At 59.7% G+C, this 20,614-nt stretch carries 18 protein-coding genes; 4 read left to right on the top strand and 14 right to left on the bottom strand.

Annotation, left to right across the window (positions count from 1 at the left end; translation table 11 throughout):
• Positions 1-9: 9 nt before the first annotated feature.
• The 3 genes from EJA70_RS16575 to EJA70_RS16565 form a co-directional block, all read right to left on the bottom strand.
• The gene (locus tag EJA70_RS16575) at positions 10-1,725 is read right to left on the bottom strand and encodes a proline--tRNA ligase (protein ID WP_158832082.1); all 1,716 of its coding nucleotides are present in this window, start codon (positions 1,723-1,725) and stop codon (positions 10-12) included.
• 129 nt (positions 1,726-1,854) lie between these two features.
• Positions 1,855-3,414, bottom strand: coding sequence for an AmpG family muropeptide MFS transporter (locus EJA70_RS16570; RefSeq protein WP_008083885.1), 1,560 nt, complete (start codon positions 3,412-3,414; stop codon positions 1,855-1,857).
• 43 nt (positions 3,415-3,457) lie between these two features.
• Positions 3,458-3,811, bottom strand: a complete 354-nt coding sequence (locus EJA70_RS16565; protein ID WP_008083886.1) for an MGMT family protein — start codon at positions 3,809-3,811, stop codon at positions 3,458-3,460.
• 165 nt (positions 3,812-3,976) lie between these two features.
• Here EJA70_RS16565 and EJA70_RS16560 point away from each other — a divergent pair, with 165 nt between their 5' ends.
• A complete protein-coding gene (locus tag EJA70_RS16560) occupies positions 3,977-4,984 on the top strand; it encodes a DUF481 domain-containing protein (protein ID WP_158832080.1) in 1,008 nt (335 codons plus the stop codon).
• A 154-nt stretch (positions 4,985-5,138) separates the two neighbouring features.
• Here EJA70_RS16560 and EJA70_RS16555 read toward each other — a convergent pair whose 3' ends face one another.
• Positions 5,139-5,348, bottom strand: coding sequence for a cold-shock protein (locus EJA70_RS16555; RefSeq protein ID WP_002554837.1), 210 nt, complete (start codon positions 5,346-5,348; stop codon positions 5,139-5,141).
• 354 nt (positions 5,349-5,702) lie between these two features.
• Between EJA70_RS16555 and dcd the strand changes: the two genes are divergently transcribed.
• From dcd to EJA70_RS16540, 3 genes are all read left to right on the top strand, one after another.
• Entirely contained in the window at positions 5,703-6,269 is a 567-nt protein-coding gene (dcd, locus tag EJA70_RS16550) for a dCTP deaminase (RefSeq protein ID WP_008083888.1), read from the top strand.
• Positions 6,270-6,377: 108 nt separating this feature from the next.
• Positions 6,378-6,587: a hypothetical protein gene (locus tag EJA70_RS16545; RefSeq protein WP_008083889.1), complete on the top strand. Its 210-nt coding sequence runs from the start codon at positions 6,378-6,380 to the stop codon at positions 6,585-6,587.
• A gap of 210 nt (positions 6,588-6,797) precedes the next feature.
• Entirely contained in the window at positions 6,798-7,193 is a 396-nt protein-coding gene (locus EJA70_RS16540) for a hypothetical protein (protein WP_158832078.1), read from the top strand.
• A 56-nt stretch (positions 7,194-7,249) separates the two neighbouring features.
• Here EJA70_RS16540 and pdeM read toward each other — a convergent pair whose 3' ends face one another.
• The 10 genes from pdeM to EJA70_RS16490 all read right to left on the bottom strand — a co-directional run bounded on the left by pdeM (position 7,250) and on the right by EJA70_RS16490 (position 20,490).
• Entirely contained in the window at positions 7,250-7,906 is a 657-nt protein-coding gene (gene pdeM / locus EJA70_RS16535) for a ligase-associated DNA damage response endonuclease PdeM (RefSeq protein ID WP_158832076.1), read from the bottom strand.
• On the bottom strand, positions 7,903-10,392 hold the full coding sequence (locus tag EJA70_RS16530; protein ID WP_158832074.1) for a ligase-associated DNA damage response DEXH box helicase: 2,490 nt from the start codon (positions 10,390-10,392) through the stop codon (positions 7,903-7,905). Before EJA70_RS16530 ends, pdeM begins: the two co-directional genes overlap by 4 nt.
• Before the next feature lie 171 nt (positions 10,393-10,563).
• Complete coding sequence (locus EJA70_RS16525; protein WP_158832072.1) at positions 10,564-11,328, bottom strand: ABC transporter ATP-binding protein; 765 nt, start codon at positions 11,326-11,328, stop codon at positions 10,564-10,566.
• A gap of 13 nt (positions 11,329-11,341) precedes the next feature.
• The gene (locus EJA70_RS16520; protein ID WP_158832070.1) at positions 11,342-12,460 is read right to left on the bottom strand and encodes a succinylglutamate desuccinylase/aspartoacylase family protein; all 1,119 of its coding nucleotides are present in this window, start codon (positions 12,458-12,460) and stop codon (positions 11,342-11,344) included.
• A gap of 27 nt (positions 12,461-12,487) precedes the next feature.
• The gene (locus tag EJA70_RS16515; RefSeq protein ID WP_158832068.1) at positions 12,488-13,198 is read right to left on the bottom strand and encodes an ABC transporter permease; all 711 of its coding nucleotides are present in this window, start codon (positions 13,196-13,198) and stop codon (positions 12,488-12,490) included.
• Positions 13,195-13,923, bottom strand: coding sequence for an ABC transporter permease (locus tag EJA70_RS16510; protein WP_008083898.1), 729 nt, complete (start codon positions 13,921-13,923; stop codon positions 13,195-13,197). The genes EJA70_RS16515 and EJA70_RS16510 overlap by 4 nt, the downstream gene beginning before the upstream one ends.
• Before the next feature lie 56 nt (positions 13,924-13,979).
• On the bottom strand, positions 13,980-14,762 hold the full coding sequence (locus EJA70_RS16505; protein WP_158832066.1) for a transporter substrate-binding domain-containing protein: 783 nt from the start codon (positions 14,760-14,762) through the stop codon (positions 13,980-13,982).
• A gap of 394 nt (positions 14,763-15,156) precedes the next feature.
• Complete coding sequence (locus EJA70_RS16500) at positions 15,157-16,845, bottom strand: ATP-dependent DNA ligase (protein ID WP_158832064.1); 1,689 nt, start codon at positions 16,843-16,845, stop codon at positions 15,157-15,159.
• Positions 16,842-17,876 (bottom strand): ligase-associated DNA damage response exonuclease, encoded by a 1,035-nt coding sequence (locus EJA70_RS16495; RefSeq protein ID WP_158832062.1) that lies wholly within the window; start codon positions 17,874-17,876, stop codon positions 16,842-16,844. Before EJA70_RS16495 ends, EJA70_RS16500 begins: the two co-directional genes overlap by 4 nt.
• Before the next feature lie 163 nt (positions 17,877-18,039).
• A complete protein-coding gene (locus EJA70_RS16490; RefSeq protein WP_158832060.1) occupies positions 18,040-20,490 on the bottom strand; it encodes a penicillin acylase family protein in 2,451 nt (816 codons plus the stop codon).
• Between the last annotated feature and the right edge of the window lie 124 nt (positions 20,491-20,614).

Below are 20,614 nucleotides of genomic sequence, written 5' to 3'. Positions count from 1 at the left end.
TATCTGGTTTCAGCGGCGGATACGGGCCTGCAGGAAGGACAATACGTCGGCGACCGGCAATGCTTGCGCTTCGCCTTCGGTACGACTCTTGTATTCCAGGTTGCCTTCGGCGAGGCCGCGGTCGCTGACCACGATCCGGTGAGGAATGCCGATCAGCTCCATGTCCGCAAACTTGATGCCCGGGCTGGTTTTCTTGTCGCGATCGTCCAGCAGCACTTCGAAGCCGGCCGCCGTCAGTTCGGCGTACAGCTTGTCGGTGGCTTCGCGCACCTGCTCGGTTTCATAACGCAGCGGTACCAAAGCAATCTGGAACGGCGCCAGAGTGTCGCTCCAGATGATGCCGTTGGCGTCGTTGTTCTGCTCGATGGCTGCAGCCACCACGCGGGAAACGCCGATGCCGTAGCAACCCATTTCCAGGGTGACTGGCTTGCCGTTTTCGCCCAGCACTTCGCACTTCATCGCTTTGCTGTACTTGTTGCCCAGCTGGAAGATGTGCCCGACTTCGATGCCGCGTTTGATTTCCAGCGTGCCTTTGCCGTCCGGGCTTGGGTCGCCGGCGACAACGTTACGCAGGTCGGCAACGGTCGGAACCGGCAGATCACGCTCCCAGTTCACGCCGAAGTAGTGCTTGTCATCGATGTTCGCGCCGATGCCGAAGTCGCTCATCAGCTCGACCGAACGGTCGATGATGATTGGCAGCGGCAGGTTCAGCGGGCCGAGCGAACCGGCGCCGGCGCCAATGGCGTCACGCAGTTCGGCATCAGTGGCCATGACCAGCGGGTTGGCTACGCCTGGTTGCTGGGCAGCCTTGATTTCGTTGAGTTCGTGGTCGCCACGAATCACCAGCGCGATCAGCTTGCCTTCTTCTTCGGCGCGCACGATCAGGGTCTTGATGGTCTTTTCAATCGGCAGATTGAATTTTTCCACCAGCGCCGCGATGGTTTTGGTGTCAGGGGTATCGACCAGACGCAACTCTTCGGTCGCAGCGGCGCGCGAGGTTTCGCGTGGCACGGCTTCGGCTTTTTCGATGTTCGCCGCGTAGTCGGAACCGTTGCTGAAAACGATGTCGTCTTCGCCGGACTCGGCCAGTACGTGGAACTCGTGGGAACCAGCGCCACCGATCGAACCGTTGTCGGCTTCAACCGGACGGAATTTCAGGCCCAGACGTGTGAACACGTTGCAGTAGGCTTCATGCATGCGGTCGTAGGTGATCTGCAGCGACGCTTGATCCGCGTGGAAGGAGTATGCGTCCTTCATGATGAATTCGCGGCCGCGCATCAAACCGAAGCGTGGACGGATTTCGTCGCGGAATTTGGTCTGGATCTGGTACAGGTTGATTGGCAGCTGTTTATAGCTGCTCAACTCGTTGCGCATCAGATCGGTAATCACTTCTTCGTGGGTTGGGCCCGCGCAGAAGTCGCGACCGTGGCGGTCTTTGATGCGTAGCAACTCAGGGCCGTATTCTTCCCAGCGCCCCGATTCCTGCCACAGCTCGGCCGGTTGGGTGCTCGGCATCAACACTTCCAGAGAACCGGCAGCGTTCATTTCTTCACGAACGATGGCTTCAACCTTGCGCATCACCCGCAGGCCCATGGGCAGCCAGGTGTACAGGCCGGAGGCGAGCTTGCGGATCATGCCGGCGCGCAGCATCAGCTGATGGCTGATGACGACCGCATCGGAAGGCGTTTCTTTCTGTGTGGCGAGCAAAAATTGACTGGTGCGCATGGTTGGCCGTTGTCGGTTGCTATGACTGGAAATGACGGAGCAGTGTACCGGCGAGTTTTGCTGACGTACAGAAGTGTGGCCGGCGGTGGGGTCCAACGGCGGGATTCCTCCCGCCATTGGCGAAACGTCTTACGACTCTTCCGCGACCGGCGTCGGTACAGGCTCGGGCTTAGGTGTCGGGCCTTCGCGGCGGCTCTCTTGAAACCAGTGCAAGGCGATCAGCACCAGTGTCGGCACGCCCAATAGCGCGGTGATAAGGAAGAAGCTGTGGTAGCCGAATTTCTCGACCAGGACGCCGGAATAGCCGCCCATCAGGCGCGGCAGCAGGAGCATGATCGAACTGAGCAGGGCGTATTGCGTAGCCGAAAACTTCAGGTTGGTCAGGCTCGACAAATAGGCCACGAACGCCGACGTCGCGAGGCCCGAGCTGAAGTTGTCGAGGGAGATAGTGACCACCAGCATCTGCAGGTCCGGGCCCATGTCGGCGAGCATCACGAACAGCAGGTTGGTGGCTGCCGAAGCGACACCACCGATAAACAGAATCGGCAGAATGCCGAAACGCACGATCAGCAGGCCCCCCATGCCGGCGCCGACGAGGGTCATGATCAGGCCAAAGATCTTGCTGACACTGGCGATCTGATCCTTGGTGAAACCCTGGTCGATGTAGAACACGTTGGCCATGACGCCCATCACCGTGTCCGACATCCGATACGTGGCGATCAGTCCGAGCAGCAACAGTGCCTGCCAGCGATAACGCAGGATGAAGTCGTTGACGGGAGTCAACACCGGCGCCAGGCCACGGCGGCCCATGGTCGACAGGCACAGGCCAGTCAGCAGCGTATAAAGGATGGCGCGCAGGAAGGCACGGTCTTCCAGCAGCAGGTCGAGTGGACTCATGCCGCCGAACAGCACGCTGGCGAAATCAGTGTTGTAGAGTTGCGTGAACATCGCCGGCACGGATACCAGCAGGATGATCAGCACAAACACCGACATCAGTTGATGCATGAAGGTGTAGCGCCCGGCCTGCAATTGCGTGCGCAGTGGCACTGGCGGCTCGCGCATGAACAGCGTGGTCAGCAGCGCCGGTATCATCAGGGCACCGAACAGCGCGTAAGTGCCGGCCCAGGCCGAGTGTTTATAGTTGAAGCCCGTAGAGCCAAAGCCTTCAGCGAAGAACAAGGCGCCGGCAGTCGCCAGCAAGGCTGCCACGCGATAGCCAGACATATAACTGGCGGCGAGGGCCGCCTGACGGTTGTCTTCGGCGATTTCCAGGCGATAGGCATCCACCGCGATGTCTTGAGTGGCGGAGGCGAATGCGACGACAACGGCGATGGCGATCAACCACGACAGGTGCTTCTGTGGGTCACAGAAGCCCATGCCGATCAGCCCGAGTATCACCAGCACTTGTGAGAGCACCAGCCACGAGCGGCGACGGCCAAGCTTGCCCAGCAACGGCAGGCGCCATTGGTCGAGCAGGGGGGACCAGACCCATTTGAACGCATAAGCCAGGCCGATCAGGCTGGCATAGCCGATCGTTTCACGGGCTACGCCGGCTTCACGCAGCCAGACAGAGAGCGTTGAAAACACCAGCATGTACGGCAGGCCGGCAGCGAAACCGAGCAACAACAGCACGAGCGTCGAAGGACTGGCATAGGCGGCGAGCGCGGCGCGCCAGGTTTTACGGGGCATGGGCTGAAGTCTGCCTCAAGATTGCGAAAACAAAGCGCGCACTCTAACCGCTGTGCTCTACCGGACGCCAGCCATGGCGCTGAATATCCACACGATTATTCCGGACGGTGATGCCTTCCGTGCGTAATCGCGCCCGTTGTTCATCACCCGACGGGCTGCCCACTGGCAGGCTGATCCGACCGCCGGCGCCCAGTACGCGGTGCCAAGGCAGTTTGGTGTCGCCGGGCAACTGACTCAGCGTGCGGCCGACCCAGCGAGCGGCGCGCCCCAATCCGGCGAGTTCGGCCAGCTGACCATAGCTGACGACTTTGCCCTCGGGCACTTGTGCGAGGGTCGAGTAGAGCGCCGTGCGTCGGATTTGCGCATCGTTTTCAACGCTGTCGAGCGGGTCTTTCACGTACGCGGTTCCTGAGCATGAACAGTTTGATGGCTTTCAGAGTAATCCGTGATCGGGTAGTTGAGAAATGAACTCATCGGAAATAGTCCGGTCAGTCCTTGTCAGGGTCTTATTCCTACGGATAATGCCGACCTTTTTTCGCAAACTTGAGCCTTCGATTCGCTTATGTTGTCCAGATCCCTGCTGTGCCTTGCTGTTTTCAGTGCGTCCACGCCCCTGCTTGCCGACACCGTCTGGTTGAAGAACGGTGACAAGCTGAGCGGCACCATTACTGTGTTCGACGGCGGCAAGCTGTTGATTCAGACCAAATACGCCGGGGCGGTCACGATTGACTGGAAGGAGGTGAAGACGCTCGACAGCGATCAGCACCTGTTGGTCAAGCAGGATGCCTACACCGGTGAGGTGTCGAAGTCGCTGACAGCGGCGGAAGATGGCAAGGTCACCCTGGCCAATGGTGAGGCGCCGAAGACCGTCGAACTGGCAAGCATTCAGCAGATTCTTAAACCGAAACCGGTGGTCGAGGATCTGGTCTGGAAGGGCAATGTCGATATGGCGCTCGATTATCAGCGGGCCGAGAAGGATACCGACGACTACGATGTCGGCTTCAAGACCACCGCGCGTCACGGTCGCTGGCGTCACACTGCCGAGGGCGAATACAACCGCGAAGTGCAGGACGACGAAACCACCACCGACAACTGGCGCGCCGAATACGCACTCGACCGCTTCCTGACCGATAAATGGTTCTGGCAGGGTCGTCTGAATTACAAGCGTGATCACATCGAAGAGCTGGCTCGCCAGCGTGTGGTCGGTACCGGTCCGGGCTACCAGTTCTGGGACGATGAGCTGGGCGCGTTCTCTCTGGGCTCTCTGCTTAACCGCACCGATTACGAATATCGCGATGGCAGCAAGGATAACTTCTATTCCGTCGCCATGAAGTGGGACTACAACCGCTACCTGATCGGCAAGAAGGTCGAGTTCTTCACCAATGGTGAAGTCGGCAAGCCGCTTTCGGGCGTGGCTGATTACGCACTGGATGCCGAGATGGGCTTGCGCTACAAGGTCACGGAGTGGGCTTCGCTCAATCTCAAGGCTGAGCGTGACATCATCAGTGGCACCAATGATGCTGACTTGAGCAAGACCCGCTACACCGCAGGGTTTGGCGTGGCCTGGTAAGGCATAAAGCAAAAGATCGCAGCCTTCGGCAGCTCCTACAGGTTTAAATGTAGGAGCTGCCGAAGGCTGCGATCTTTTTTTGGCTGCGCAAAACAGACGCCCACAAAAAAGCCCCGCTTTTAAGGGCGGGGCTCTTTTCTAAAGAAGCTACAAGTTAGATAACTTGTACTTCCTCAGCTTGCATGCCTTTCTGACCGCGGGTAGCGATGAAAGAAACCTGTTGGCCTTCTTTCAGGCTTTTGAAGCCGTCGGATTGGATAGCTTTGAAGTGAACGAACAGGTCGTCACCGGATTGTGGGGTGATGAAGCCGAAGCCTTTTTCATCGTTGAACCACTTAACGGTACCGGTTTGGCGATTAGACATGGTGTAACTCCTTGAACAAAGATAACTGCGACTCAGGAAGAACCCTGGCCGAGACTGAGTGCAAAGAGCAGGAAAAATTCTTGTAGATGGTTGGATCGAAATTCAACATATCGTGTAGAGATTCTCAGTGACACAAGCAGCACAGTGGCGCCACCTTAACCCTTTTTCCGGAACGTGCCAATGCTTCTTGCGAAGGTTTCTTCGATTTAGGGATCGGCGGTGTGACGGTTCGTCGCCAGACCGCGTAAATCATGGGGGATCGCCGAGAATTGCAGTGCGCACTTTGAACGAGGCGGCGCGCCCGGTAAGATGCCGGACAGAATTTTTCCACCTCGCTATTCAGGACACCCCGCCATGAGCATCAAATCGGACAAGTGGATTCGCCGCATGGCGCAGGAACAGGGCATGATCGAGCCGTTCGTCGAGCGCCAGGTGCGCGGCAGCGACGACAGCCGGGTGATCTCCTACGGTGTGTCGAGCTACGGCTACGACGTGCGTTGCACCAATCACTTCAAGGTGTTCACCAACATCAACTCGTCGATCGTCGACCCGAAAAACTTCGACCCGGGCAGCTTCGTCGACGTCCACAGCGATGTCTGCATCATTCCGCCGAACTCGTTCGCTCTGGCCAGCACCGTCGAATACTTCCGCATTCCGCGCAATGTATTGACCATTTGCCTGGGTAAAAGCACCTACGCGCGTTGCGGCATCATCGTCAACGTGACCCCGCTTGAGCCTGAGTGGGAAGGTCACGTGACCCTTGAGTTCTCCAACACCACCAATCTGCCGGCAAAAATCTACGCCAACGAAGGCGTGGCGCAGATGCTCTTCCTCGAATCCGATGAAGAATGTGAAGTTTCCTACAAGGATCGCGGCGGCAAGTATCAGGGCCAGCGTGGCGTGACTCTGCCGCGTACCTGATCGGGTCCATCCGGCGGATGTCGGGAATTCTTTGGCGGGCAGACACTCTATGGGGTGTACTGCCCGTTTTTGCTTGTGGCAAAACGGGCCTTCGCCGAGGAGTGCTTTATGAAGATCGATCCGCATATCAGTGCCGAGCTGGCAAGGCTTGAGCCCAATCAGATTGGCGTTTTGGCCTGGTCCTTGTTGGCACAACCAGCCTTGAGCATGGCCGGTGGAATTCCCGGTCAGCCTGACCCCGACACCCCCAACGAACAGCCAACCGAGCCGGGTGAACCAACCCTGCCGGACGAACCGCCACCGGCCCCTGTTGCTTGACCTCAGACCGTTCAAAAGATGGCCGCTCGCTTGATGTCTGAAAGGCATTAATCGACCGGCCATTTTGTTTTCGATGGGCGGGCCGCTTTTCCGTTGGTCGTCAACTGTCAATCCTGACAGCTAGACGCTGCTCGAACGACATGGTTTTTTGAGCGCATGCAGGGAGTCGATCAACGTATCCCTCATCTAGTCCTGACGGGAGCAAAAACCATGAGCGAAGCTGATGAGACCGCCGGCAAAGGCGTCACGGTGACCCTTCGTGCCCCAGGCGTTGTATGCGCTATCAAGGCCAGAAGTACGCGTATCCATGAAGGGAGTGGCTGGCGGCTTGATGCTGGTAACAACGATCTGGATGAGTTTGTGATCACGTTCAAACAGACAAAGCCGCATTTGGGTTCCTACCGATTGGGTGCAGATTCCGAGGTGTCAGTCAGCTTTGCCCAAGACTCTCCGGAAGGTGGCGAGTTGCGGTCATTGGAGGATGGTGTCTTGGAGCTGCGCGCGGCCAGTTTTACGCCCCCTCGCAAATTCGAGGGGACATTTCATGGCAAAAATCTCCTCCAAGATTTTTCACTGGAGGATGGTGGATTCCTGTTTCAGGATTAGGTGGTCGTGATTTGGCCACGCCAGGTGTGGGCAGTCGATTGAGATCAGCAACAACGTCAATTGACTGGCCATACCTGGTCGTCGCCGATCACAAAGATTTTGCAGCTTTCATCCCTCACAACCGGATAACCGCCGGTAAACGCGCCAAACGCCGGCAACAGGCTAATGCGCTCACCCAGTCTGAAACACGCCAGCCGCAGGCTCTGTCGGCCCATGCCGTGTAATCGATAGACCGGATGTACGTGGCCGGCCAGCACGTGTCTTTCAGGATGCGGGTCGGGTTCATGCTGCAGGGCGAAAGGCCCCAGCAGCAGCGGCTCCGGTACCACGCGAATGTTCAATGACGCGGGTGGATCGCCGGCGCGCTTGTCATGATTGCCGCGAATCAGTGTCATCGGCAGATCAACGTGGCGTGAGCGCCACTGCGCCAAGGCGCTCAAGGTGCCCGAGGCATGCGAACCGGGGCCGTGAAGGAAGTCGCCGAGAAATATCAATTGCCGACAGGGCAGCTTCGCCAGCAGTTGATCAATCACCGCGATGTTACTCGCCGTGGTGCCTTGCGGAACCGGTTGGCCGAGGCTGCGATAGGCAGCGGCCTTGCCGAAATGCACATCGGCGATCAGCAGCGCCTGTTGCGCCGGCCAGTACAAGGCTTTTTCCGGCAACAGCCAGAGCTCTTCTCCCGCCAGGCGCACAGGGTAGGGCGCGCTCATCGCAAGCCACCCTTGTCAGCGCTTTTCTCAAGATCACCGACCATCCGCCTGATCCGGTCAGCGAGCTTTTCCGAGCTCATGCTTTCGCGCATACGTTCCACCAACAGCGGAAACCCCAAAGGCGTAGGACGCTTGATCATATGCACGTCCAGTTTCATCGCGTTGATCCGTTCCAGTGTCTGTTCCAGGCGACGAATATCCAGTTCCTCACGCAGGACTTCTTCCCCGGCCTGCGCCAGCAACAGGTTATCGGCGTCATATTGTTTGAACACTTCAAAAAACAGTCCGCTGGAAGCCTGCACCTGTCGGGTGCTTTTCGGTGCGCCGGGATAGCCGGCGAACACCAGCCCGGCAATTCGGGCGATTTCGCGAAAGCGTCGCAAGGCCAGTTCGCCGGCGTTCAGGCTGGCCAGAACGTCCATCAATAAATCATCAGCATTGAACAGCTCGGCATTCAAATGCTCGGCCCAGTCGATCGGCGTGGCGCTGAGCAATTCCAGACCGTAATCATTCACCGCGATGGAAAACGTCACAGGCTGGCGCTGACTGACGCGCCACGCCAGCAGGCTCGCCAGCCCCAAATGCACCTGACGTCCGGCAAAGGGATAGAGGAAAAAATGCCAGCCCTCGCGGGACTTCAGAACCTCGGCCAACAGGTTTTCGGTCGTCGGCAAACCCGACCAGCGCACCTGTGTTTCCAGCAATGGTCGCAAGGCCTGCATTTCCGGGCCAGCAAACTCACCTTGCGCGGCAGCACTGAAACGTTTGACCACGGCTTCTGCGAGTTCGTTGGAAAGTGGCATTCGCCCACCATTCCAGCGCGGTACAGCAGCTTTTTTCGCGGTGCTGCGTTTGACGTAAGCCGTCATGTTTTCAACGCGCACCAACTCCAGCAAACGCCCTGCGAACAGAAATCCATCACCAGGTTTGAGCCGGGCAATAAAGCCTTCTTCAACACTGCCCAACTGCTTGCCGCCGCCACCCTTGCTCCAGAATTTCAACTGAATGCTGGCGTCGCTGACGATGGTGCCGACGCTCATGCGATGGCGCCGTGCCAGGCGCGCATCCGGCACACGCCAGACACCATGCTCGTCCGGCTCGACCCGGCGATAATCCGGATAAGCTGTCAGAGACATCCCGCCATGGCGTACGAAAGCCAGCGCCCAGGCCCAATCCGCAGGCGTCAGATCGCGATAGGACCAGGCACTGCGGACTTCTCCGTACAACTTATCAGGCAGAAAACCGCCACCGAGAGCCATGCTGACCAGATGCTGCACCAGCACATCGAGCGGTTTGTGCGGTGACCTGCGCGGTTCGATACGCCGTTGTTCTACGGCGTCGCGGGCGGCAGCGGCTTCGATCAGTTCAAGACTGTGCGTCGGCACCAGCGTCACCCGCGAAGTGCGCCCCGGTGCGTGCCCCGAGCGCCCGGCGCGCTGCATCAGGCGTGCGACACCTTTGGCCGAGCCGATTTGCAGCACCCGTTCGACCGGTAGAAAGTCCACACCCAGATCCAGACTTGACGTGCAGACCACGGCTTTCAAAAGACCGTCCTTCAAGGCTTTTTCGACCCAGTCGCGGGTGTCACGGGACAGTGAACTGTGATGCAGTGCGATCAGCCCGGCCCAATCCGGCCGGGCCTCCAGCAAGGCCTGATACCAGATTTCCGACTGCGCCCGGGTATTAGTGAACACCAGTGTGCTGGCGCAGGCATCCAGCTCGGCAACCACCTGCGGCAGCATTTTCAGACCGATGTGCCCGGCCCAGGGAAAACGTTCGGTGGACGGTGGGACAAGGGTGTCGACCTTCAAGGCCTTTTCGCTTTGACCCTGCACGCTGATGCCGCCGCCCTGTGGGATCAGCACCTGCTCGGCGTGGGATTGGTTACCGAGGGTTGCAGAAACGCCCCAGACGATCAGATCGGGTTGCCAGTGACGCAGGCGGGCGAGGGCCAATTGCAGTTGCACACCACGTTTGTTGCCGAGCAGTTCGTGCCATTCATCAACGACGATCATGCGTAGCGACGAGAGCGCGATTTGCGCGTCGGCGCGGGCCAGCAGCAAAGTCAGGCTTTCCGGCGTAGTGATCAGCGTGGTCGGCTGGCGCCGGCTCTGGCGGGCGCGTTCGCTGCTGCTGGTGTCGCCGGTGCGCAGGCCGATGCTCCACGGAATCTGCAGATCGTCGACGGGCGTTTGCAAGGCTCGCGCGGTGTCGGCGGCGAGGGCGCGCATGGGCGTGATCCACAGCACGGTCAGCGGTTCGGCCGGTGATTTGCGTTTGCGCGAGGTTTCGACAATGGCAGCGGGCTTGGCGAAGCGATTGAGCGCAGCGAACCACACTGCATAGGTTTTACCGGCGCCGGTGCTGGCATGCAGCAGCCCGGATTCGCCGCGTTTGACGGCTGCCCAGACCTGTTTCTGAAAGGCGAACGGCTTCCAGTCGCGGGCGCTGAACCAGGTTTTTGCGTGGTCGGTAGATTTCGCCATGCCGGCTGCGCGCGCTCTGGAGGTGTTCTTCCAGTGACCACGCCAGTTAGCGAAAGGTTTAATCAGGATGCCAGTGTAGGAGCTGCCGAAGGCTGCGATCTTTTGATTTTGGTCTTTATAAAACAAGATCAAAAGATCGCAGCCTGCGGCAGCTCCTACATGAGCGAGACGTTACTTCAGGTTACCGCTGAGGAATTGCTTGAGACGCTCGCTTTTCGGGTTGCCCAGCACGTCCTCGGGAGCGCCTTCTTCTTCCACCAGGCCTTGGTGCAGGAACAGCACCTGGCTGGAAACCTTGCGGGCGAAGCTCATCTCGTGGGTCACCATGATCATGGTTCGGCCTTCTTCAGCCAGACCTTGAATCACCTTCAACACTTCCCCGACCAACTCCGGATCGAGCGCTGAAGTCGGTTCGTCAAACAGCATGACTTCCGGCTCCATCGCCAACGCCCGGGCAATTGCCACGCGCTGTTGCTGACCGCCCGACAAAAACGCCGGGTACTGATCCGCCACCCGCGCCGGCAAACCGACCTTGTCCAGATAACGCCGGGCGCGCTCGTCGGCCTCCTGTTTGCTGCAACCCAGCACCCGGCGCGGGGCCATGGTGATGTTTTCCAGCACGGTCATGTGGCTCCACAGGTTGAAATGCTGGAACACCATTGCCAGACGCGTGCGCAAACGTTGCAGTTCATCGGCGTCGGCGACGTGCATGCCGTGACGGTCGGTGACCATGCGGATCGTCTGGCCATCGAGGCTCATGGCGCCGTCGTTGGGTTGTTCGAGAAAGTTGATGCAGCGCAAAAAGGTGCTTTTGCCCGAGCCGCTGGCGCCGATCAGGCTGATCACGTCGCCGGTTTTGGCCTTGAGCGAAACGCCTTTGAGCACCTGATGATCGCCATAGCTTTTGTGCAGGCCTTCAACGGTCAGTTTGTACATGGGACAGACATCCTCAAGGCGAAAGTAGGTAGCCGCTGCGGTAGGCTTCGGCGCCCGCCACGTGGGCGATGACCATGCCGGCAGTGGCCATGCGGCGCAGCGAGCGGGCGTATAGCAGACCGGCGGCGGTGCAATGAATGGGGGTGATCCGATCGTTGATCGGGTCGATGATTTCGGCGATCTGCTGTCCGGCTTCCAGGTACTGGCCGGCCACCGCCGTGTACACCAGCAGCCCGCCGACCGGCGTGATCACCGGCTCCACACCCGCCAGTGGCGTGGCGGGATACGGCAGCGGCGGCTGCGGTTTGGTTTCACCAACGATCGCATCGGACTGAATCAAGTAGTCGATCAACGCCTGGCAGTCGCGGCTGGCCAGCGGATGGGTGACGTCACCCTGACCGCGCAACTCGACGGTCACGGAAAAACTGCCCAGCGGAATCTCGAAGTGTTCGCCGAAACGTTCCTTCAGTTGCCACCACAACAGGGTGAAACATTCGTCGAACGACTGGCCGCCGGAATCGGTGGCCAGCAGGCTTGCCTGGGATTCGATGTAGCGCGCCAGCGGTTCGACCTGCGGCCACGCTTCGGGCGTGGTGTAAAGGTGCACCACTGATTCGAAGTCGCAGTGCAAGTCGAGCACCATATCCGCGTCGCAGGCCAGGCGTTGCAGGGTCAGGCGCTGGGATTGCAGTTGGGTGCTGGCGGTCTGGCGGGCGAGGGCATCGCGCAGATGCGTGCGGATCAGTTCGAGGTTGTGCTGCGGATCGTCGTTCAGCTTGCCCTCGATGGCGTTGCCGATCTCTTCACTGAGGTCGACAAACCAGCGGTTGAAGTTCTGCCCGCTCTCCAGTTCGTAACGACCCAGGGGCACGTCCATCAGCACTTGTTCGAGGCCGACCGGGTTGGCCACTGGCACCAGCACGATTTGGCTGCGCAGGCGGCCGGCGGCTTCCAGTTCGGCCAGCCGCTGTTTGAGGTGCCAGGCGACGAGCATGCCCGGCAGCTCGTCGGCATGCAGCGAGGACTGAATGTAGACCTTGCCCTTGGCCTGCTCCGGGCCGAAGTGGAAGCTGTGGATCTGTCGTGCGGTCCCCGGCAGCGGGGCCAGCAAGTCATGGATCAGGTGGCGCATTGGCATCTCTTTTTTCTGGGGCCGGTCCTAGTGAGTCGGGCCGAGGAAGGCCAGCCATCGGCGTTCGGCAAGGCGGAACAGGCCGACCAGCGCAAAGGTAATGGTCAGGTAGATCAGCGCGGCGATACCGAACGACTGAAAGGTCAGGAACGTCGCCGAGTTGGCGTCCCGCGCGACTTTCAGGATGTCGGGGATGGTCGCGGTGAAAGCCACGGTGGTCGAGTGCAGCATCAGGATCACTTCGTTGCTGTAGTAAGGCAACGAACGGCGTAAGGCCGACGGCATGATCACGTAGGCATACAACTTCCAGCCTGTCAGACCATAGGCCTTGGCCGCTTCGACTTCGCCGTGGTTCATGCTGCGGATCGCCCCGGCGAAAATCTCCGTGGTGTAGGCGCAGGTGTTGAGGGCGAAAGCGAGGATCGTGCAGTTCATCGCGTCGCGAAAGAAACTGTCGAGAATCGGCTGCGCGCGCACGGCGGCAAGGCTGTAGATCCCGGTGTAGCAAATCAGCAACTGGATATACAGCGGCGTGCCGCGGAACAGGTAGGTGTAGAACTGCACCGGCCAGCGAATGTAGAAATGCGGCGACACCCGCGCGATCGACAACGGAATCGACACAAGGAAACCAATAACGATTGAGGCCGTGAGCAGCCACATCGTCATCGCCAGCCCGGTGATGTTCTGGCCGTCGGTATAAAGGAAAGCGCGCCAGTATTCCTGCAGAAGTTCGATCATCGTACGGCCTCCCGGGAACCGGCGGCATAACGGCGTTCGAGCCAGCGCAGGATGAAGTTCGATGCACTGGTGATCAGCAGGTAAATCAACGCGGCAAGGACCAGAAAGTAAAACAGTTGATAGGTGCTCTTACCGGCGTCTTGCGCGGCTTTGACCAGATCTGCGAGGCCAATGATTGACACCAGCGCGGTCGCTTTGAGCATCACCATCCAGTTGTTACCGATACCCGGCAGGGCGAAACGCATCATTTGCGGGAACACCACGTAACGAAAGCGCTGGCCGCGTTTGAGGCCATACGCGGTCGCAGCTTCAACCTGACCGCGCGGCACCGCGAGGATCGCGCCACGAAATGTCTCGGTGAAATACGCGCCATAAATGAAGCCCAGGGTCAGCACCCCGGCGCTGAACGGGTTGATCTCGATGTATTCCCATTCCATGTAGTCGGTCAGGGACGTCAGCCAGGTTTGCAAGCTGTAGAAAATCAGCAGCATCAGCACCAGATCCGGCACCCCGCGAATCAGCGTGGTGTAGAGCTGGGCGGGCAGGCGCACCAGTTTGATTTTTGACAGTTTGGCACTGGCGCCGAGCAGGCCGAGCAACACGGCCACCAGCAGCGACAACGCCGATAATTTGATGGTCATCCAGGTGCCTTCCAACAGCAAAGGACCAAAGCCCTTGAGGCTGAAGGCGGAGAGCCCCAGATTTTGCAGGAGGGTTTCGAACATAAATCAGCAACCTGAGCGGATGGAAAAGGCGCCCATCAAGGATGGGCGCCGAGGCATTATTTGCCGCTGTACAGAACCAGATCGCCAAAGTGTTTCTTTTGAATCTCGGCGTATTTGCCGTCGTCGTGTAACGCTTTGATACCTTTATCTAAAAGCGCCTTCAGCTCAGTGTTACCTTTCTTAATACCGACAGCGGTCTTGGCTGGCAGCAATTCGTTGTCGACCGGCTTGCTGACGTCATAGTCGGCGCCTTGTGGCGACTTCAAGAAGCCCAGTTCGGCTTGCAGCATGTCCTGGATACCGGCGTCGAGACGGCCGGACGTCAGGTCGGAGTACACCTGATCCTGGTTCTGATAGGCCTGGGTTTTCACGCCGGCCTTGTCCAGCACGGCTTTGGCGTAGGCTTCTTGAATGGTGCCTTGCTCGTAGCCGACGGTTTTACCCTTCAGCGACGCAACGTCTGCGGTGATACCCGAACCTTTTTTCGACACGTAAGCCGTCGGGCCGGAGAACAGCTCGCTGGAGAAGTCGATGACTTTCTCGCGGGCCGGGGTCACGGTCATCGACGAGATCACACCGTCGAATTTGTTGGCTTTGAGGCCCGGAATCATGCCGTCGAAGTCACTTTCGACCCACTTGCACTTGACCTTCAGTTCGGCGCAAATCGCGTTGCCCAGGTCGATGTCGAAGCCCACCAGGCTGCCGTCGGCCGCTTTCGACTCAAACGGTGCATACGAAGGGTCAACGCCAAAGCGCAGCTCTTTGTATTCCTTGGCCAGCGCGGAGCCAGCGGCCATGCACAACGCCAGTGCAGAAAGGGTCAGCAATGCTTTTTTCATTATTCAATCCCTAAGAACCAATATGAGCGCTTGTGGCGCAGAATTATTGTTACTGGAACGCGTACGACCTATAGAAAGTAGCAATTTCCGAACCATAGTCCCGAACAAGTGTTTTAAAAGGTTGGGCGGGGGGCGGCGAGGGGGATGGAATGCCCGGAAATGGGCATTGCGATTTCGTTGCACCCTTTCGGATCAAACCCCAGGTTTTGCGGGATGTGATTTCCCTGTGGTGCAGGGATTTATCTGTGGCGAGGGGATTTATCCCCGATCGGCTGCGCAGCAGTCGCAAAACCTGAATTCACGGTATTCAGGGGGAATTGCAGGGGGCCGCTTCGCAGCCCATCGGGGATAAATCCCCTCGCCACAGGGGATATTTATCGCCTGAGAAAGAAGGTCAGGCCAACAGGTCTTGCAGGGTCGCGAGGCTGTCCGCTTCATCGACGGTTTTATCCTGGCGCCAGCGCAACATCCTCGGAAAACGCACGGCAATTCCGCTCTTGTGCCGCCGCGACAGAGCGATGCCTTCGAAGCCCAGTTCAAACACCAAACTCGGTTTCACGCTACTTACCGGCCCAAATTTCTCCACCGTGGTCTTGCGCACAATGCTGTCGACCTGACGCATCTCCGCATCCGTCAGTCCCGAATACGCCTTGGCGAACGGCACCAGCGCCCGTTGGCTCGATTCCGGTGGGCCGTCCCACACGGCAAAGGTGTAATCGCTGTACAGACTGGCCCGGCGCCCGTGGCCGCGTTGCGCATAAATCAACACCGCATCGACGCTGAACGGATCAACCTTCCACTTCCACCAGACGCCCATGTCCTTGGTGCGGCCGACGCCGTACAGCGAATCGCGCGCCTTGAGCATCATCCCTTCGACGCCCAAACGCCGGGAGGCCTCGCGCTGGCGGGCAAGGTCGAACCAGTCGCTGCCGGTCAGCACGGGCGAGGGCAGTAACACCGGACTGTTACAGCGCGCGATGACCTCTTCCAATTGTGCTCGGCGTTTGGCCTGTGGCTGATTGCGCCAGTCCTCGCCCTGCCATTCCAGCAAATCGTAGGCGAGCACCACCACCGGCACCTCTTCGAGGATTTTCTTGTCGAGGGTTTTGCGGCCGATGCGCTGTTGCAGCAGGGCGAATGGCTGCACCGCTGGCGGCTCTGTCGATTGCGGATCGAAGGCATCTTCGGTGGTCGGGTGAGTGCTTTTCCACACAACGATTTCGCCGTCGATCACCGTGCCATCGGGCAAGCCGTGCACCAGCACATCCAGTTCGGGAAAACGCTCGGTGACCAGTTCCTCGCCGCGTGACCATACCCACAATTTGCCGTCGCGCTTGACCACTTGCGCGCGGATGCCATCCCATTTCCATTCAATCTGCCAATTACTGGCCGGGCCGATCAGCGCTTCAAATTCTTCAACCGGTTGCGACAACGCGTGGGCGAGGAAAAACGGGTAGGGCTGACCGCCGCGCTGGGCATGTTCATCAGCCGATTCCGGTGCGATCAGTTTCAGGTAGCTGGCGGCGTTCGGGCGGTTCGACAGATCGGTGTAACCCACCAGCCGTTGTGCCACGCGTTTGCTGTCCAGGCCGGCCATCGATGCCAGCGCGCGGGTGACGAGCAATTTCGACACGCCGACGCGAAAGCTGCCGGTGATCAGTTTGATGCACAGCATCAGGCTCGACCGATCCAGTTGTGTCCACAGATCAGGCAACTGGCGCGAGAGGAACTCCGGGGTTTCACCGCGCAATGGCAGCAGTTTGTCTTCAATCCATTCGGCGAGGCCGGCGTCGGAGCTGTGCAGGTTTTCCGGAAGCACCAGCGAAATGGTTTCCGCCAGATCGCCGACTGACTGATAACTCTCTTCGAACAGCCACGGTTCGAGGCCCGACATCCCCACGGCAATCTCGCGCAGGATGCGCACCGGCACCAATTGTCGAGGCCGTCCACCGGACAAAAAGTACACCGCCCACGCCGCGTCCTGCGGCGCCGCTTGGGCGAAGTAAGCTTGCATCGCTGCCAGTTTGGCGTTGCTTGAAGTGGTGGCGTCGAGCTCGGCGTACAACTCGGCGAAGGCTTTCATGTTGGCGTCTCGGCGACAGTGGGTTCGGCGGCGATGTTGTCTTCCTCGTCATCGCCATATTCAGTGTTGAAGCCTTGGGCATCGAGGCCTTGCTCGCGCAGATGGCGCACTAGCACGCCGATCGAGCCGTGCGTGACCATCACCCGTTCGGCGCCGGTCTGGTTGATCGCCCATAACAGGCCGGGCCAGTCGGCGTGATCGGAGAGCACGAAACCGCGATCGACGCCGCGCCGCCGGCGGGTGCCGCGCAAGCGCATCCAGCCACTGGCGAAGGCATCGCTGAAGTCGCCAAAGCGGCGCATCCAGCTACTGCCGCCGGCCGAGGGTGGGGCGATGACCAAAGCCTGACGCATGAGCGGATCATTTTTGCTGACGTCACCGGCGTAAATCGTCGGCGGCAGATACACGCCTGCTTCGCGGTACACCCGGTTCAGCGGCTCGACCGCACCATGGCTGAGAATCGGCCCGAGGCTTTCGTCGATGCCGTGAAGAATCCGCTGGGCCTTGCCGAACGAATAGCAGAACAGCACGCTGGCCTTGCCGGCGGCGATGTTGGCTGTCCACCACTGATTGATCTCGGCGAAGATCTGCGCTTGGGGCTGCCAGCGATAGATCGGCAGGCCGAAGGTCGATTCAGTGATGAAGGTATGGCAGCGCACCGGTTCGAAGGGCGCGCAGGTGCCGTCCGGCTCGACCTTGTAATCACCGGACGCAACCCAGACTTCACCGCCGTATTCGAGGCGCACCTGTGCGGAGCCGAGCACGTGGCCGGCGGGGTGAAAACTCAGGGTGACGCCGTGGTGGGTCAGGCGCTGGCCGTAGGCCAGGGTTTGCAGGTTGATGTCCTGGCCCAGACGCGCGCGCAAAATCCCTTCGCTGGCGCTGCTGGAAAGGTAATGCTGATTGCCCGTGCGGGCATGATCGCCGTGAGCATGGGTTATCACCGAGCGCTCGACGGGGCGCCAGGGGTCGATGTAGAAATCACCCGCAGGGCAATAAAGACCTTCGGGACGCGCGATAACAAGGTCCATGTCGTTACCAGAATGGGGGGCTTGTTAGCTATGAGGCTGGCGCTGGGCTGGAAGTTCTATCGACTTTTTCGCGGGGGTAAAAAGCAAAAGATCGCAGCCTTCGGCAGCTCCTACATTGATCGGTGTAGGAGCTGCCGCAGGCTGCGATCTTTTGATCTTGCCGTTACTTGCCCGGGGTAAGAGTCAAACGAGTTTTGCCATACACCCGGTCAAAGTTCTGCGGCTGCATCGGCAAACCGATGTATTGCCCCTTCAGCCACGCATCAATCCCGTTCACGTAATTCGGGCTGACCGGATTCCCCGATTGCCCTGTACCGTTCTGGCCCATCAGCGGTTCAGTCTGACCGAAGTCGACGATGAAACGCATCGAAGGTGCGCGGTTGGTGGTGAAATCCTGGCCCCAGGCAAACGCTGCGGTGTTCAACGTAGTGTGATCGCCACCCGCCGCCAGTGGGCCACGCACGTTCTGGCCATTGCTGTTTTTCCAAGTATAGCTGTGCAATTTGCCCCACTGCCAAGCCTTGTGATCGCCACCCAATTGACTGTCGCCCGCGCTGATCGCGGCGGCCAGACTGCGGGCGAGAATCAGCGCTTTGTCTTCTTTCTGCGGCGTGCGAATGTCGTCCCAGAACGGACTGTCTTCACGCCCCAGCAGGTGATCGGCCTGTGCCGCGTAGGACAAATCACCGTTGGCGATAAACGCTTTCCACGCCGGGCTCGATTCCGGACCCAGCTCGTCGAGGAAGATCTGCTTCATGCTTTCCTGCAGGAACAGCTCATAAATCGCCGCGTCCGCCGAGGTCGGGCTGAGCTTGCCGTCGAACGCCATCAACCGCGTGAAAGCCTCGCGCGCCTTGCTGCGATCCGCTTCCGGCAGGGCATCTATCGCCTGTTTCAGCGGTTGCTTCATGCCCGGAGCTTCGAAGACTTTCTTCAGCTTGGCAGCAAACGTGGTGGTCTGGTCGTACTGCATGGCGATCACGCTGCGGCTGTCATGCTTGCCGCTGCCGGCCAGTTCAGCCAGGCGTTCGCCACGCTCCGGTGCGGCCCAGGAATTGGACAGCTGCATGCCGTAACCGTGAGGAATCACGCGCTGGTTGGCGGTGCCGAGCCAGCCTTGCGCCGGGTCCTGATCGTAGGGGTGCAGCATCGGGTCGGCGTAACCGTCCCAGTCGTAGCGACCTTCCCAGCCCGGCGAGGGCAGCAGGCCTTCGCCTTCACGGCGATTGGGGTAGCGGCCGGTGACTTGCCAGCCAATGTTGCTCGCGTCGGCGAACACCAGATTCAGCGCGATGGCGCGAATTTCACGGCTGGCGTCCGATGCACGTTCAACGGTTTGAGCGCGGGTCAGATCAAAAAAGGCGTCCAGCGACTTGTCGTCGGTGAAGCTCGGCGTCTGCAACGCTACGCCGAAACCATTGCCTTGCGCGGCAGCCTGAACGCTGTTGAGCAGCGCACCGTGACGGGTTTCGTACACCGCTTCGCGAACCGGTCGCTGGCCTTTGACGAAGTAGGTTTCGTTGCGCACGCCCAGCGGCTGCCATTTGCCGTTGACCTCATAGGCCAGGCTGCTGCCCTGACGACGGATTTTTTCCAGAAACAGGTCCTGGTTGTCGCCGAGCACGCTGGTCATGCTCCACGCCACTTTGCCGTTGAAACCACCGAGTACGATCGGCAAACCGGCGACGGTGACGCCGGCGGCCTGATACTTCGGTGCGCGGATCTGCACGAAGCTCCACAGCGAAGGCGCAGCCAGCGGCCCGTGGGCATCGCTGGCCAGAATGCTCTTGCCGCTGCGGCTGCGTTGCGGGGCGATCGCCCAGTTGTTCGAAGACGTCGTGCCCAACAGGTTCAGCGCCGACAATTGCTGGCTGGCGCTGCTCAGTTCAGTCAGGCCGGGGATCTGCCCGTTGAGCTTGAGGCCTTGCAGTTTGTCGGCTTCGGCCAGCGGCAGGTTTTCATCGGGAGCGGACGGCGTCAGCCAGGCGAGTTTGTCGGTGGTGACGGTTTGCGCGAGCACCAGCGAGGAAATTTCTTCCGGCAGGTTGGCCGACTGGCTGAAATTCAGCAGGGCGAAAATCAGCGCCGAATCTTCGGGTTTCCAGTATTCGGGCTTGTAGCCGCTGGAGGCGAGGTCACCCGGCAGTTTGTCGGCGTAGCGGAACAGGTAGGCATTGACGCCCCGCGCGTAGACTTCGAAGAAGCGCTTGAGGCGTGGCGACGAGGCTTTATACAGCTCGCTGGCGCTTTTCTTCAGGTTGACCGCACGCATGTAGCGGTCAGCATCGAGCATCGACGCACCGGACATTTCCGCCAGACGGCCCTGAGCCAGCAGGCGCAAGGTAACCATCTGGTTGATGCGATCGCTGGCGTGGACGTAGCCGAGGCTGAACAGCGCGTCGTGGAAGGTATTACTTTCGATCAACGGTATGCCCATGGCATTGCGTCGCACCGACACGTTCTGCGCCAGGCCCTTGAGCGGTTGCACGCCGGAGGTCGGCGGGAGGGTGTCCTGAGCGTTCCAGGTCTGGCAACCGGACAGGCCCAAAACACCGGCCACTGCTGCGGCAACGCCGAACCGGGGAAGAAAATGTGTGAGGGCTGGCGAGGCCATGGCAAAGCTCCTGCGGGGGGTAGCGTCAGTAAAGGCGCTACGTTAGTGAGCAGGAGGATGCCGCGCAAGCGGGGGCGGGGGTTATTTCAGGATTTGTCTGATAAACAGCAACCTGGAAGTCGAG

The sequence above is a fragment of the Pseudomonas sp. PB103 genome (assembly GCF_009764635.1).
Lineage (GTDB): Bacteria > Pseudomonadota > Gammaproteobacteria > Pseudomonadales > Pseudomonadaceae > Aquipseudomonas.
The sequence above is the reverse complement of the archived record's forward strand: the minus strand, read 5'-3'. Positions and strand labels throughout refer to the sequence as shown.